Source organism: uncultured Methanobrevibacter sp., from assembly GCF_900314695.1.
In the GTDB taxonomy this organism is placed as follows: Archaea; Methanobacteriota; Methanobacteria; order Methanobacteriales; family Methanobacteriaceae; genus Methanocatella.
The window spans coordinates 89,171-105,291 of the sequence record NZ_OMWD01000013.1 but is presented as its reverse complement, the minus strand read 5'-3'; the positions used below and the strand labels follow the sequence as shown (position 1 = coordinate 105,291).

The window sequence follows — 16,121 nt, the reverse complement described above, 5'->3', positions numbered from 1 at the left end:
CCATACTACGACAGATGCGAAATGAAATTCGAAAGATGCAAACATGAAAGACCACAACTCATCGACCTCGGAAACAAAAAAATCCGATGCTTCAAATACCAAGAAGGTGCATAAAAATGGAACTAAAAGCAACAAACATCTCATTTAAATACCCTTCATCAAAAGAATACATCCTAAAGGATATTGACATCAGTCTCGACAACACCAAAATCACAGGTTTGGTTGGAGACAGCGGAAGCGGAAAGTCAACATTGTGCAAAATTCTATCAGGATATGTTAATAAATTCGAAGGCAACGTTACATTGGATGGTCAAAAACTGCCCAAAAAGGAATTCTGTCCAGTTCAATTAATATATCAGCACCCTGAAAAAGTAATGAATCCAAAATGGAAAATGAAGGAAGTATTGGATGAATCATGGATGCCTGATGACTATCTATTATCTGAATTCGGTATTCAGAAATCATGGCTTACAAGGTTTCCGCAGGAACTATCCGGAGGAGAGCTACAGAGATTTTCCGTTTTAAGAGCCCTGAATCCAAAAACAAAATTCATAATCGCAGATGAAATGACCACCATGCTTGATGCAATAACACAAGTGCAAATCCTGACATCAGTTATTGAAATTGTTAAAAACAGAAATATGGGAATGCTACTTGTAAGTCATGATATGCCTTTGGTCGATAGAATCTGTGATGAAGTAATCTATTTGAAAGATATTAATGGTGTCTAACCATTAATATCCATTAATCTTTTTATCTGCCAGTCAGCCCAGACCATCGTAATATTGTTTGAGACTATTTCACCCAAAACGATACCCATCCAAGCCCCCCATACACCATAACCTAAAATGACACCAAATAAAACTGCAAAAAGTATTGTAAAACCTGTTTCCCTCATGATTGTTTGAAACATTGCAGTCAATCCTTTTCCAATTCCCTGGAAAACATAAGTTGAAGCGACACCTACAGCCATTGTCGGATAATATATCACTATCCATGATAGAAAGCTTGTAAGTTCTGAAGCTATTCTGACACTGCTACCGCTTGATGCAAAGACATGAGCAATATCTCCTGCAAATACATTGGTTAAAACAGCTACAATTAATGCAATTACAATTGAAACCTTCATTGCATACCTATGAGCAATCTGAATATTCTTATAATTTTGAGCCCCATAATTGGCAGCAATGACAGAAATCAAAGCCGTTCCAATAGCTAAAAGAGGGGTTGTTCCAATTGTGACAATTCTCCATCCTGTTGAATAAACCGCTACTGAATCGGTTGATCCCACATATGCCAAAAGTGCGGAAAATACGGCTGCAAAAAATGCGTTGTTTAAAAGCTGAATACTTGCAGGAATTCCAACCTTGACAATATCTTTTGAAATATCCGCCTTAAACTTAAAATTAACCAAGTACGGCTTTAAGAATGTGTCCTTTTTAACATAAAACCAATACAATAAAATCAAGATTACAACTATTGATGAGATAATTGTAGCGATAGCCGCACCTTTAACGCCCATATTCAATGTGTAAATAAATATAGGGTCCAAAATCATATTCAAAATGGCTGATGCAACCATTGCATACATTGGACGTGTTGTATCTCCTTCACCCCTGAAAATACCATACAATGCATTTGAAAGGATGATAAAAATTGAGCCGATTAAAATAATGTTTCCATAATCTGCTGCATAGCCAATTGTTGAACCTGCACCCATTGAATTTAATATTGGATTCAATAAAAGCAACAGTATTATTGTTAAGATTATGGAAACTATGATATCCAGAAATATTGAATGCATTGATGCATTATCCGCTTTAATCTTATTTTCTTCGCCCAAATATTTTGAAATTGCAAAAGCGGCACCCGCACCAAGACCATTTCCAAAACCGACCAGAACCATAAATACAGGTGTGAAAAATCCCACACCTGCAAGGGCATCAGCACCCAGACCCGAAACCCATGCAGCATCAATCAGATTATAGAAACTAGAAATAAGCAATGAAACAATAAGGGGCATTGACATTTTAATTAATGCTTTTTTTGGATTTTGAAGCATTATGTCAACATTATCTGATGAATCATTACTTAACATAAGTTAATATTAAAATTTATTCAGATATAAAATTAGTTATTTGAGATTTTTGTATAAAAAAGCCACACAAAAATCAATGAATGCCATGTTTTTAAAAGAGACACAATCCCCCCACCTAACATGGCCACCACATTTAAGAATTATTTTTTAGATTTTTTGGATTTTTTAGAAGATTTTTTAGGTTTTTCCTCTTCCTCATCTTCTACTTCAATTAATTTTTTTTCATCATCTTCTTCTTCAAGTTGTGCTTCAGCATCCTCTTTTATTTCTGAAACCCTATCTTCGGCATCCTGTTTTAATGCCATTACCCCTGCAACACAATCAGTAGCAGTGTCTTTTACAACTTTTGACTCCAATATCTTTTTACCAACGACTGCAGTAGCAAAACCTGCTGCGAAAATAAGTGCGCTTTTATGCTGATTTGCAAAATCAAAAATTTCTCTTTTAACCATTATATCACCTAATTAATATTTAGGCATTCCTAAATATATATAGTTTATTATTTTTGACCTCAAAACGAGATCAATACACAAATTCACAATTGTTCTAATTTTATATTAAATGAATTGAAATTTTATATTAATATTTATAACTATTTTATTAATTGTTTTAAAAGATAATAATCTAAATCAGACCGTACCATTCTTAATTTACAATTATTTTTTATTGAAAATAATCAAAACCACTTGAAAAAAATTTAAATATTTTTTTCAATAAAATAAATTTATGAAATTCGATAGAAAAAACATACTGTTCATTGGAATAATAGCAATAGCCATGCTATTAACTGCAAATGCTGGATTTGCTATTGACAATAATAATTTAAAAGAATATGATTTTGATTCCTATTTCAAAATGGATGTTCCAAAAGATATAAACTTTGAAAAAACAGACGGCAATGCCACTGACAATATAACATTATCAAAATCTTACAAGGACGATGATAAAAAAATTAATGTTGCATATTTCCAAACAAAAAATAACGCAAAAGACGAATTGATTAAGTATTATAAGGATATGGCCAAAAATAGTTCATCCGTAAGCATTAACGATATAAATAATGCCACAGTTATACACTTTGGAGATGAAAACACTTATGGAGATATTGAATATCATGATATGGCGATTGCAGGTAATGCTACACAATACATTTTAGTTCAGTGCGACAACCATAGTCTGATGGATTCCATGGCAAACTCCATTAAATTCAACTGATTTTATTGAAAACTTAAAAAAAAGATTTTTAGATAATTCAATCTAAAAATCATATTTTTTACATCTTTAAAAAAAGAAAATTAGAATAGTGGGTCTTTCACCATTCCAATTCTAAATGAGTTTAGAATAACAAGCAATGTTAAACCTAAATCTCCAACACCAACAGACATCATCAATGTTATAATTCCCACAATCGCAAGAACTGCACACAATAATTTAATTGTAATTGCTAGTGTGATGTTCTGCTTGATAATACCCATTGTTTTACGGCTTAATGAAAATAGATATGGAAGTTTTGAGATATCATCCTGCATTAAAGCAACATCTGCTGTTTCGATAGCCACATCGGATCCTGCTGCACCCATAGCAATACCAATATTTGCACGTGCCAAAGCAGGTGCATCGTTGATACCATCCCCAACCATGGCCACATCTCCAAATTTATTTCTGATTGTATCCAAAAGGTTTAACTTGTCCTGCGGAAGCAAATTAGCATATACATAGTCAATTCCAATTTCTGATGCAACGCTTTTTGCGGCAAGCTTATTGTCACCTGTAAGCATGATGGTTTGTACTCCTTGACCTTTCAAATCAGTTATTACCTCTGAAGCATTGTCTCTGATTTTATCAGACACTGTTATGATAGCCATAAGATTTTGAGCATTACCAACAAATATTACAGTTTTTCCTTCGGCATAACTTTTAACCTCATCCATTGAGATATCAAATGAACTTCCTTCAATCAATGGTTCATTTGCAGCATAATACTGTTCTCCATTAATATTTGCAAGAATTCCCTTACCTGGAACATTCTTAAACTCTTCGACATGGTCCAAAGCAATGTTTTCATCACTTGCATAATTTACAACAGCCTGAGCTATTGGGTGGGAAGACTCTGATTCCAAAGAAGCGGCAATTCTAACGACATCTTCTTCGGAATAGTTCTCATCCAATACTCTAATATCGCTTAACTTAAGTTTTCCTTCAGTCAATGTACCTGTTTTATCAAATATTACTGCTTTAACATTACGCATTTCTTCAACATAGGTACTTCCCTTAATGATTACTCCATTTCTTGTAGCTGAAGTAATAGCTGATACCATTCCTACAGGTGTTGAAATTAAAAATGCACAAGGACATGAAATTACCAGTAGTGAAAGAGCCTTATAAACCCAATCAGTTAAGTTTTGACCTAATACCAATGGTGGAATCAATGCAACACAGATAGCTGCAACCATCATGACTGGAGTGTAATATTTAGCCACCTTTTCAACCAATGTTTCGGTTTCAGACCTGTTGAGCTGGGATCTTTTTACCAAAGTAACTATTTTTGAAATCATAGAATCCTTTGCGGCAGTAGTTACTTTGACTTCCAGATACCCGTCTTCATTAACAGTACCTGAAAAGACTTCATCACCAACATTTTTTAAAACAGGCACACTTTCACCAGTAATTGAAGCCTGGTTGATTGATGAAGAACCAAATACAATTTCCCCATCCAAAGGAACCTTATCACCAGGTTTTACGATAACAATGTCACCTATGTCTATTTCATCAACATTTTTAATCTCTTCTTTATCTCCTACTTTTAATCTGGCAGTATCAGGAGCTATTTCTACCAATGATTTGATTGAGCGTTTAGCTCTGAATTCGGAATAGTCTTCTAAAAATTCTGCGATATAATACAGGAATGTTACTGCAGCACCCTCTTCGGGATGGCCTATAATAAATGATGCAACACAAGCAATACACATTAACATTGCAGGACCTATGGTGTGTTTTTTGACTAATGATTTATAAGCTAAAATAGCTATTTCATAACCTGCAATTATTGCGCCAAGCATATAAGTGGCAGTTATTATTGTAGTGTCAAATGACAACAATTCGAAAACATGGCCTAAAACAAATAATAATCCACTGGCAACTATTATTTGAATTGGCCTATTGGCTATCAAAGGTTTTCCTTCAGCCAGTAATTCTCCTTCATCATCGTCATCGTCGTCATCATCCGCACAATCAGGACAACCACAAAGACTTATATCAACATCCTCATCACCATGGCCATGCTCATGCTCATGATGGTCATGGTCATGATGATTATGCTCGTGGCCATGCTCATGCTCATGATGGTCATGGTCATGATGATTATGCTCGTGGCCATGCTCATGCTCATGATGGTCATGGTCATGATGGTCATGCTCGTGGCCATGCTCATGCTCATGATGGTCATGGTCATGATGATCATCATCTGCACAATCAGGACAACCACAAAGACTTATATCCACATCTTCATCATAATCAATTTTTTCACTGTGATCATGTACGCTCAAATCAGTATTTTCTTGATATTCTTTTAGCAACTGTTGATCATAATGATCAGAATTTTCGCATTTAACTTCATTACATTCTGGGTCAAAGCAGATGTGATTGTAATGTTCGGGATTGCGACAATTTTCATCAGCACAATCCGGGTCATAACATCTATTTTCCGCCATATTATCACCAATTAAAAATTATTCTAATATATGTTCCAATCCCACTTTGTATATCATTTCAATATGAAGGTCAGTGAGAGAATATCTTGCCATTTTACCTTCCTTTTGATATTTAACGATATTGTTTGCACGCAATATTCTTAATTGATTTGAAACAGTTGTCTGATTTAAATCAAGCGCTTCACAAATATCACATACACACAAATCCTCTATACTCAGCAGGGAAATAATTTTTAATCTTGTAGGATTTCCAAATATCTTAAAGAATTCAGAAAGCTCATCAAATTCATTTTTGTCAGGTATTCTTTCTCTAACACGTTCAACAACATCATCGTGAGAGTTGAATACCTCACACATATCTTCATTTTTATTTTCAAGATTATTTTTTTTCATTTCCATCACATATATTATATAATGATAATATAGACCACCATGTATTTAAATGTTGTCATATCATGATATTGTGATATGTTAATCTTAAAAAAACAAAGGACATTTTCACATTAATCGTCCTTAAGTATTTCATCAAGAATTATCGAAGCTGATTTAACCATTTTTGGACAGAATTCTTTGAAAAGATTATGCTTTACTACATATTCCACACCTTCTTCAGTGCGAATGTCACATCCAAGCAAATCACGGCAGATATATGACCCGTTTTCATTTTCAAATTCATCCAAAAATCTTTCACATACCTCATTGCTTTTGGACTTGTCATCACCATATTTCAATCCCAAAGCCATGAGCGCTCCAGTGCATGCTCCACAAACTTCACCTTTGCGCATACCGCTTCCAAAACAAGCCCCAATCTTTAAAGCCATATCCTTTTCAAGGCCAAAATCCTGACAAAATGCAGCAAAAACCGCCTGAGAACACACATATCCCTGTTCAAATAGTTGAACTGACTCTTCAATCGAATTCATGTTTAATTATTTAATCGATATCATTTATTAATGTTTTAATCCACATCCTTAAGTGCTTCAACCATGTCCAAATCATTAATCTTATCTGAAAACAATGTATTAACACCTATGGACAATGAAAATGTTATTAAAGCAGATAATAAAATATTTCCCCATGTCAATGTCGGAATATAATACAATGAATCGCCTGCAGCATTCATCATCAAAGTCATGAAGTAGAATCCAAGAGGAATTCCAAGAATAAATCCTATTGATGTAAAGATAATGTTCTGGGTCAGCAATATTTTTCTTAAGAAGTTTGTCTTGAATCCCAAAACCTTTAATGTTGCAATTTCCCGCTCCATTTCAGTAAATGATACTATTCCCAAGTTATATAAAACCAAAAAGGCCAGTGCCACAGCTACAATTGTTATAACATAAACCATCATCATAACAGCATTGGTCATCTGATCCCAACTTTCTTTCAGCTCATCAAGAGTTGTAACCGATTTGATTGAATCTATATTTTCACCATACTTTTCATCTGTCAGGATGTTGGTCGGCGTGAAGTTCAGACCTTGGTCTTCCAAAGTATCCGGAGACATTATCAGACCCTGTGAAATTGGCTCTGCATGAATTTGACCTATTTTTGAACTGACCCAGTCATCGCTTCCCACAATATGCCACCTGATATTATCCCCAATACCCAGGTTGAACTTTTCTGAAAGTTTTTTGGATAATGAAACATCACCTTCATCAATATCTATCGAATTTCTGCCGCTGTCAGTATATGATATTAAATCCGTGTTGTTTGAAACCAGCAATGCTACCGTGTCTTCCGAATCATTCGTCTTGATTTCGATAGACTGCTGCATTATAAAACTACCATTGCTTTCATTTAAAGCATAATACAATTCCATAGGATTTGCATTGTTGGAAATTTGCAGTTTTGACTCATAATGACTGATATCATCATATTCCCAAGACTTCAACTCCTTCATACTGTCATTCATTCCAAATGCCGCAATCAATAGGGCAACACAACCCATCACCCCAACTATTGCCATAAATGCCCTGAATTTGTTGACCCTTGCATCCCGCCAATTCCATCTGAAATTGAAACTTAATCTATTCCAAAGCTTTGACCGCTCAATTAAACTTTTTGAAGACATATTAGGGGCTTTTGACCTCATGGTATTTGCAGGATTTTCTTTTGAAATTCTTCTGCATGAAAGATAGGTTACAAAAAGAGACAATATAACCATCAGCGCTGCAATATATACAAAACTCATGTCAAATCCAGGATTCCAACTAGGCATGCTGTAATTGGTCTGCATTGATGGATAAAACATCTGAGGAATTATCATAGGCCCGGTTATGAGTCCCAAGATGGAACCTGCCAAAACCGGCCAAAAGGAATATGACAAATAATGCATGATTATAGTCCCATCCTTAAAGCCAACTGCCTTTAAAACTCCGATTTGAGTTCTTTGATGAGTTACTATCCTATTCATTGTTGTCAGAAGTGTCAAAAAGGTTACCAAAATGAACACTACTGGAAAAACGTCACCAATCATTTTGTGTTGAACCATCTCGTCTGAAAATTTGGATACACTAAGCTGATCGTCTTTTTTGGTAAATGACAGATAATTGGAAGAATCATCCAATTTTTCTTTGAAATCATCATCTGATGAATCATATTTGACAAGTAATCTGTCGTATTCCAAATCTTCCGGATATGCTTTGGCAGACAAATATGCAAAACCCATTTGTGAAAAGTCAGGAGTCAGAGATGCTGGAGAAGTTTCATAGACATATTCTGGAGAATATCCGATTCCTCTAATTTCTTTTTCAACAGTCTGATTGTTGAATTCAAAAGAGATTTTATCGCCAACATGCAAATCTCTTGCATCCGCAAAACGCTTATCCAGCCACACACCAGAATCATCAGAAGCATTAAAGCCATCACCTTCAACAGAATAAAATTTGGAAATCGTTCCGTTTTCTACAAAATGCAGCGTTATATCCGGCTTGTCTACCATGTCTGCCTGTGATTGAACGACTGACTGCCTGTCAGTTTGAGTTGTAAATTCACTTACCTTATCAACTGAAGAATCATCAACAGTATCATTATAAACCCAGCCATCAGCCAGATTGGTTTGAGCATAATAATCTGCGGAAGTCTGTTCCAGCCCATAATACTCTGCATATATTCCACAGTAAGCGAAGATACCTATAAATGCCATGAGAAATATTGCAATAAATTGTGTCTTATTGATTTTAAAATCCCTTAGCATTTTTCGAAAAAGTGACATAAAACAATGTTTGTTGAAAATTAGATTTATAATTTTATATATTCTCAGTCAAAAAAATCTTTCATTTAATTAACAAATGCATCAATTAAAATAATACATTGTAACTGAAACAACACAATTATAAACAAAAAAACACATTAACATCAACAAATCAACAACACGAAAAAATGTGAAATAAAGATATATATGAAAAAGTGGAAGATGAGTTGATTAACTCACCAAAGTGATTTTCACCAAAAGCGTGAACAGACATTTAACCTATTCGCCGCTTTTAAGTGATTCCACCATGTCCAATTTTTTAATCTTACGTGAAAACATCAGATTGACAATAATGGACAATGCAAATGTTATGACTGCTGTCAGGAGAAAGTTTGTAAGGGATATTGAAGGCAATATATAGAATGAATCCCCTGATGATTCCCACATTATTGCCAAAATAGCATAACCAACAGGCAAGCCCAATATGAATCCAATGGCAGTAAACCACAGGTTTTGTGTCAAAAGCAGCTTTCTTAAAGCACGTGTTTTAAAACCCAATACTTTTAAAGTAGCTATTTCACGTTCGATTTCTGTAAATGACAATAATCCCAGATTGTACAACACTATAACCGCCAAAAGAGAAGCAAAAAATATCAAAATGTATATCAAAAGCCACATTGACTCTGTAAGTTCGTCCCAACTTCCAGTCATGTCGCTCATGGAATTTGCTGCCTTGACGCCATCATAGCTTTCATTGACATGTTTTTCTGTTACAATGCTTGTTGGAGTGTAATTCAAATCAATGTCTTCCAATTTATCTGCAGACATTATGAATCCCTGTGAAATCGGATCTGCATGAATTTTGTCGATTGTTGTATTGACCCACTTATCCGAACCCATTATATGCCATTTGACCTTATCGCCTACTCCAACGCCAAGCATATCAGCCATTTTCTGTGAAATGGATATTTCATCGTCTTTGATGTCCACCTTATTCCAATCGTAGTCTGTTGGAGTTACCAAATCAGTATCATTCAATACGAGAAGCGAACCTGATTTTTTAGCCGAGTCCGACTCGATTTCAATTGCTGATTCCATCAACTTGTCTCCGTTGACCTCATCTGCAACGTCATCGATTTGGGAATCTGTTGCGTTTTCCTCAATCACCAATTTTGAATCATAATGATTAATCTGATTGTATTCCCATTCCTTCAAGTCATTCATTCCATCATACATTCCGAATGCACATACAAGAAGTGCACTGCATCCAATAACGCCTACAATTGTCATCAATGCCCTGAACTTATTTCTTTTTGCATCACGATAGTTCCAGCGAACATTGAATGACAGTCTTTTCCACAGCCCAAATCTTTCGACAAATCCTGAAGTAGATACTTTAGGAACTTTCGGTCTTATTGTATCTGCAGGTTTTTCAGATGAGATGCTTTTTACAGAATAGAATGAAACTGCAAGAGACATCAGAACCATCGCCGCAGCAACATATACGAAATTCATGCTCCATGCAGGATTCCAACTAGGCAACTTATATGTAGCGCTCATTGAAGGGTAAAACAGCTGAGGCAATATCATCGGTCCCAAAATCAGGCCTAGAATCGAACCTATTAAAACCAGCCAGAACCCATAGGATACATAATGCAATATTATTGAGTAATTATTAAATCCGTTGGCTTTTAGAATACCTATTTGAGTTCTTTGATGTGTAATTATCCTTGTCATTGTTGTTAAAAGAATCAACATAGCTATTAGAATAAATACAACAGGGAAAATATCACCCATCATTTTGTGCTGGTCCATTTCTTCTGAAAATTGGCTTACACTGGTGTGCTCGGACCTTTCAACAAATGAGCTGTAATATCCATCCATATGATATGACAGCAAATCAGAATATGTTTCAGGATCCCCGTCAAACTTGACATTCAGGACATTATATGAAATATTGTCTCCTGGAAATGCCTTATGTGAAAGATAAGCAAAACCTATTTTGTTGAAGTCAGGTATTACCGAAGAAGAGGATGCATGATAAACGTATTCAGGAGAATATCCTATTCCCTTAATTTCCTTTTCAATTGTATTGTTTTCAAACTCAAATGTTATATTGTCTCCAACTTTAAGGCCCTTTGCATCTGCAAAGCTTTTATCGAGCCATACACCATCAGAATCATTTATATCCAACTCTTTACCATCAATCAGATAGAATTTTGATATGGTGTTGTTTTCTACAAAGTGCAGAGTAATATCTGGGTCGTTGTCAAAGTCCGCCACAGAATCTACGACATACTGCCTTTCCATTTGTGTAGTGGCACCCAGGATATCAACCTGATACAGGAACAAGTCATTTATATCCATTGAATAAATCCAACCGTCAGCAAGGTTAGTGTCTTCATAGAAGTCATTGACATTAACTTCAAGGCCTACTGATTCTCCACCGACACCGGCAAATACAAACACTCCTAAAAATGCCATTAAAAAAATAGATATGAATTGAGCTTTGTGCTTGGCGATGTCTCTTAACATCTTTTTTGCAAGCATAACTTACCATTCCAAATCAGAGACCTTCTTTGGATATTCATTAACGACAATACTTTCGATTTGACCGTTTTTAATCCTAACAACCTTGTCTGCAGCTTCAGCCAAGATTGCATTGTGAGTTACAATAACAACAGTAGTATCCCTGTTATTGCTCATATCCTGAAGTAAACTTAAGATTAAAACACCCGTTTTTGAGTCAAGAGCACCAGTCGGTTCGTCACATAAAAGCATGGTAGGCTGTTTGGCAACTGCTCTTGCAATGGAAACCCTTTGTTGCTCTCCACCAGACAATTGTGCTGGAAATTGATTTGCATGATTATTCAATCCGACAGCATCAAGAACGGCCTGACCATCAATTTTCACATCTACGATATCCTTCATAAGCTCAACATTTTCAAGGGCTGTGAGATTAGGAATCAGATTGTAAAACTGGAAAATAAAACCAACATTCTTAGCCCTATAGCTCGTAAGCTGATTATCGTCAAATGATTCTATATGGTTGCCGTTGACGATAATTTGACCGGATGTAACTGAATCCAGACCACCCAACAGGTTTAGAAGTGTTGATTTACCGGCACCTGACGGTCCAAGAATCACTACAAATTCTCCTTCATCAATTGTGAAGTTTACATTATCCATCGCTTTTAAAATGTGATCTCCAGATTTGTACTCCTTGTTCACATTTTTAAATTCAATAATTGTACTCATTAGTATTGCCTTCTTATATTTAAATTATCTAATTTAATATATATTATTTAAGGTATTTAAATTTAGGTATACCTAAATATCTTGGAACATTAATCACCAAAATGAATATACCCAAAAAGCAAATACCTTAAATTTGCCATTCTCCGCTTAAATTTTGCAAATCAACCATTTTCTTGAACAGACCCCCTTTTTCCAACAACTCATCAGGTGCACCCTGTTCAACAATTTTTCCTTCTTCCAATACAACAATCTTATCTGCATTTGCAATTGTACGCATCCTATGTGCAATAATGATTACTGTTTTGTTTTTTATAAGTTCAGATAATGCCTTTTGGATTTTGGATTCATTTTCAACATCCAAAAATGATGTGGCCTCATCCAAAAGAATAACATTTGCATCCTTAAGAAGCGCCCTTGCAATTGAAATTCTTTGTCTTTGACCTCCAGAGAGCAGTTCACCGTTTTCTCCGATGACAGTATTATAGCCGTCAGGAAGTTTCTGGACAAACTCATCGCATTCCGCAAGTTTGGCTGCATTAATGACCTCTTCATCTGTAGCATCCTTTTTTCCAACACGAATGTTTTCCAGAATAGTATTGTTAAATAGAATTACATCCTGAAAGACAATTGAAAAGTTTTCCAGGAGTTTTTCACAATCCAATTGAGACAAATCCTGTCCTCCAAGAGATACTTCACCACCAACAGGATCCCAAAATCTTGCAGCCAGTTTTGATACGGTAGATTTACCTCCACCAGACGGTCCAACAAGTGCTGTAACCTCACCTTGACGAGCAATAAATGAAATATCAGTCAAAACGTCTTTCAAATCATCATAATTGAAATTAACCTTTTTAAATTCAATATCATAACCATCCAATTCATATTCAGTCATGCCACCTTCAACAACAAGACTTTCAATTTCTTTGGCCCTTTCTATTTTATTATCCATCATTAAAATTTCAGCCAAAAATGTCAATCCGTTTTCCAGTGGTGAATAAACTGTAGCAGATGCTATTAAGAATATCAAAAGTGTAAAAATACTTACCTGTGAATTTACAATCAGATATGAACCCAAAAGGATTACTGAAACTATTCCCAAATTCAACACAACTCTTCCAGTGATAACCCCTCCAGCAGCCATCAGCTCAGCCTTAATTCTTGATTTTTCAATTTTTGAAGTTAATCCAGATATTTTTGAGAAATATTCCTTTTCATAATTATATGATTTCAAATCCCTTATTGATTCTATACACTCCTGCATGGAGTCCCCACAGTCAAGCAAATCGTACAATACAATATCTCCAGACTTGTAGACAATACCTTTTGAAACATATAAAATGATGAAGGCTACTGGAACAACCCACAAAAGTGCAATGGCCAGTCTCCAATCAAATATGAACATTCCAATAGATACAAGACATAATGAGACTATTGATCCTAACAATTGTGGAATTGCATGAGAGAAAACATGTTCCAAATCAGTGCAGTCATTCATGATTGTGGAAGTCAAGTCCGCAAGGTCCCTATTTTCAAAGAAGGATAATGGAAGCTTTCTTAAGTTTTCACCAAGATTGATTCTTCTATTTTCGCTTTCTTTATATGTTGTATTGAATACGAAATGATATTGTTTCCATGCAAATGCAAAGATAATGCCCAGTACAATCAATATCAATACAATAAACATTCCAAGGTTTGGTTCAACAACATCCCCTCCCATAAGAGGCTCAATCCATATATAAAGAAGTAATGAGTACAGACCGACAGGAAGCATGAAAGCTATGTTTAAAAGGGCTGTGTAAACGATTCCCTTTACCAGATTATTCGAACCTTCCTTTGTAAGACCGAATCTCCTGGCGAAATATTCAGCCAACATTTATGCCACCTCACTTTTGACTTTCCATTGAATTGACTGGTTAAACTCATCCCACATTCTGGAATAAAGGCCTTTGCTTTCAACCAAATCGTCATGATTTCCCTGCTCAACAATCTTTCCTTTATCAACCACGTAAATCATATCCACATTTTTAACTGTAGACAATCTGTGTGCAATCATGATGACTGTCTTGTTGCGGGTGATTTGTGAAATTGCTTTTTGAATCATATATTCGTTTTCAGGATCTGCAAGGGCTGTCGCTTCATCCAAAATGATTATTGGTGCATCCTTAAGTATTGCTCTTGCAAGTGCAATTCTTTGCTGCTGGCCTCCTGAAAGATATGTTCCTTCAGTTCCAATCACAGTATCAATTCCATCAGGCAATTCATCAATAATATCATCGCATTGGGCTAAACTGAGGGCCTTTTTGACATCTTCTCTTGTAGCACCCTTACGACCGATAGCCACATTATTGTAAATGGAATCCTTAAACAAGGTGGTGTTCTGGAATACAAATGAAATGTTTTCCATCAAATCTACAGTTGAAATATCTTTAACGTCAACATCCCCCACCTTGACACTGCCTACATCAACATCCCAAAATCTAGGAATCAATGATGCTATTGTGGTTTTACCACCTCCGGAGGGTCCAACCAATGCAACGGAATCGTTTTCATTGATTTTCAAGTTCACATCATTCAATATGTGTTCATCTGAATCTGTGCTTTCATAGTCAAAATAAACACCTTCAAATTCTATTGAATGATTTTTAGGCTTTTGAGGGTTGGTTGCCTCGGCCAAAGGCTTTTCATTCAAAATGGATTCAATGCCTTCCAAAGCATGACTTGCAAGCATCCAGTCCTGTGAAACTGTCATGATTCTGTTCATCATTACAGCACAAACTGGAGTGAAGATGACATAAAACATGAAATTTGCCAAAAATTTTGCATCAACCAAAGATCCCCCCAGAAGTATTCCCGCAGGAATCAGCAATGCAAAAAATCCATTGATGGAAACTGTAAATGCAGTCATCGGAAGCTGGGTTGACAAGGAGTAATTTGCTGAGAACTTAGCATAATTCTTTATGGCAGCAATGAAGTTTTTGAATGAAAAAACACTTTGCTGGAATGCCTTTGTAACAGGAATTCCCCTTACGTATTCGACTGCTTCAGCATTCATCTTTTCAAGGTATGTTTGATATTGAACCATGATATTTTGGGATTCGCTTGAAAACATCGGATACATGAACACGAAACACAGTATTATCGGAATCAGACAGACCAGCCCAAGCAGCCAATCAAAGCTGAAGAGCAATATCAGAAATACTATTGGAGTTACAATGGCTCCGATTAAATCAAACAGCTGATGGGCCAAAAATGTTTCGGTTTTTGCAGTACTGTAATCAATTACTTTCCTAAGTCCACCACTTGTATGATTTGAAAAGTATCCTAATGGTAGCTTAAGCAAATGACTTATAGCAGCATCCTTCATGTTCTTTTCATTTTTAAATGCAGATAGATGTGTACCCATCAAACCAAAAAAGTTCAGTGCTATTCCCAGAATAGCAAAAGCAAATGCATTGAATGCATAGACATCCAGATTTTGTGCCTTTGTGAAATCGGGAGCAACTGACAGAAGGGCATTAACTACATCCCATATATAAATAAATGGAATCAATAAACAAATAGCACTTAAAGCAGATAAAAACATGCCTAAGATTGTTAAATATTTATAATTACCAGAATAACTTAATAATCGTATGAATTTATTTTTATTTTGTGTATTTGACATAAACATCTCCTTAGAACTTAATTTAGGCATACCTAAAAATTTTTAATTAATCTGAAAAGACAAAACACTAAAAATATCTTAAAAAACAAATAAAAGACTAATTTAAAGTATTTTTATAAAAAATAATTAGACAAACCAATTTTCATTATAAAATATAATTTAAATTAGTATATAAATATTTTTGAACTAAAAAGA

Annotated in this window: 12 protein-coding genes; 2 read left to right on the top strand and 10 right to left on the bottom strand. The window is 35.3% G+C overall.

Annotation, left to right across the window (positions count from 1 at the left end; translation table 11 throughout):
- The first annotated feature begins 116 nt into the window (after positions 1–116).
- Positions 117–731, top strand: a complete 615-nt coding sequence (locus QZN45_RS05950) for an ABC transporter ATP-binding protein (protein ID WP_296811846.1) — start codon at positions 117–119, stop codon at positions 729–731.
- On the opposite strand, the gene QZN45_RS05945 is transcribed toward QZN45_RS05950, so the two are convergent.
- Together QZN45_RS05945 and QZN45_RS05940 are read right to left on the bottom strand one after the other, a co-directional pair.
- A complete protein-coding gene (locus tag QZN45_RS05945; RefSeq protein ID WP_296811844.1) occupies positions 728–2,098 on the bottom strand; it encodes an MATE family efflux transporter in 1,371 nt (456 codons plus the stop codon). The genes QZN45_RS05950 and QZN45_RS05945 overlap by 4 nt on opposite strands.
- Before the next feature lie 140 nt (positions 2,099–2,238).
- Entirely contained in the window at positions 2,239–2,550 is a 312-nt protein-coding gene (locus tag QZN45_RS05940) for a hypothetical protein (RefSeq protein WP_292883099.1), read from the bottom strand.
- 274 nt (positions 2,551–2,824) lie between these two features.
- Here QZN45_RS05940 and QZN45_RS05935 point away from each other — a divergent pair, with 274 nt between their 5' ends.
- Complete coding sequence (locus QZN45_RS05935; protein WP_292883102.1) at positions 2,825–3,313, top strand: hypothetical protein; 489 nt, start codon at positions 2,825–2,827, stop codon at positions 3,311–3,313.
- Between the two features lie 80 nt (positions 3,314–3,393).
- Here QZN45_RS05935 and QZN45_RS05930 read toward each other — a convergent pair whose 3' ends face one another.
- The 8 genes from QZN45_RS05930 to QZN45_RS05895 all read right to left on the bottom strand — a co-directional run bounded on the left by QZN45_RS05930 (position 3,394) and on the right by QZN45_RS05895 (position 15,926).
- A complete protein-coding gene (locus QZN45_RS05930) occupies positions 3,394–5,808 on the bottom strand; it encodes a cation-translocating P-type ATPase (RefSeq protein ID WP_296811841.1) in 2,415 nt (804 codons plus the stop codon).
- An 18-nt stretch (positions 5,809–5,826) separates the two neighbouring features.
- On the bottom strand, positions 5,827–6,201 hold the full coding sequence (locus QZN45_RS05925; RefSeq protein ID WP_292608399.1) for a helix-turn-helix transcriptional regulator: 375 nt from the start codon (positions 6,199–6,201) through the stop codon (positions 5,827–5,829).
- A 110-nt stretch (positions 6,202–6,311) separates the two neighbouring features.
- Positions 6,312–6,731 (bottom strand): C-GCAxxG-C-C family protein, encoded by a 420-nt coding sequence (locus tag QZN45_RS05920; protein WP_292608402.1) that lies wholly within the window; start codon positions 6,729–6,731, stop codon positions 6,312–6,314.
- Positions 6,732–6,766: 35 nt separating this feature from the next.
- On the bottom strand, positions 6,767–9,025 hold the full coding sequence (locus QZN45_RS05915; RefSeq protein ID WP_292608405.1) for an ABC transporter permease: 2,259 nt from the start codon (positions 9,023–9,025) through the stop codon (positions 6,767–6,769).
- 258 nt (positions 9,026–9,283) lie between these two features.
- A complete protein-coding gene (locus QZN45_RS05910; RefSeq protein ID WP_292608408.1) occupies positions 9,284–11,554 on the bottom strand; it encodes an ABC transporter permease in 2,271 nt (756 codons plus the stop codon).
- A gap of 3 nt (positions 11,555–11,557) precedes the next feature.
- A complete protein-coding gene (locus tag QZN45_RS05905) occupies positions 11,558–12,262 on the bottom strand; it encodes an ABC transporter ATP-binding protein (RefSeq protein ID WP_292608411.1) in 705 nt (234 codons plus the stop codon).
- Between the two features lie 127 nt (positions 12,263–12,389).
- Entirely contained in the window at positions 12,390–14,135 is a 1,746-nt protein-coding gene (locus QZN45_RS05900) for an ABC transporter ATP-binding protein (protein WP_292608414.1), read from the bottom strand.
- Positions 14,136–15,926: an ABC transporter ATP-binding protein gene (locus QZN45_RS05895; protein WP_292608417.1), complete on the bottom strand. Its 1,791-nt coding sequence runs from the start codon at positions 15,924–15,926 to the stop codon at positions 14,136–14,138.
- Positions 15,927–16,121: the final 195 nt, after the last annotated feature.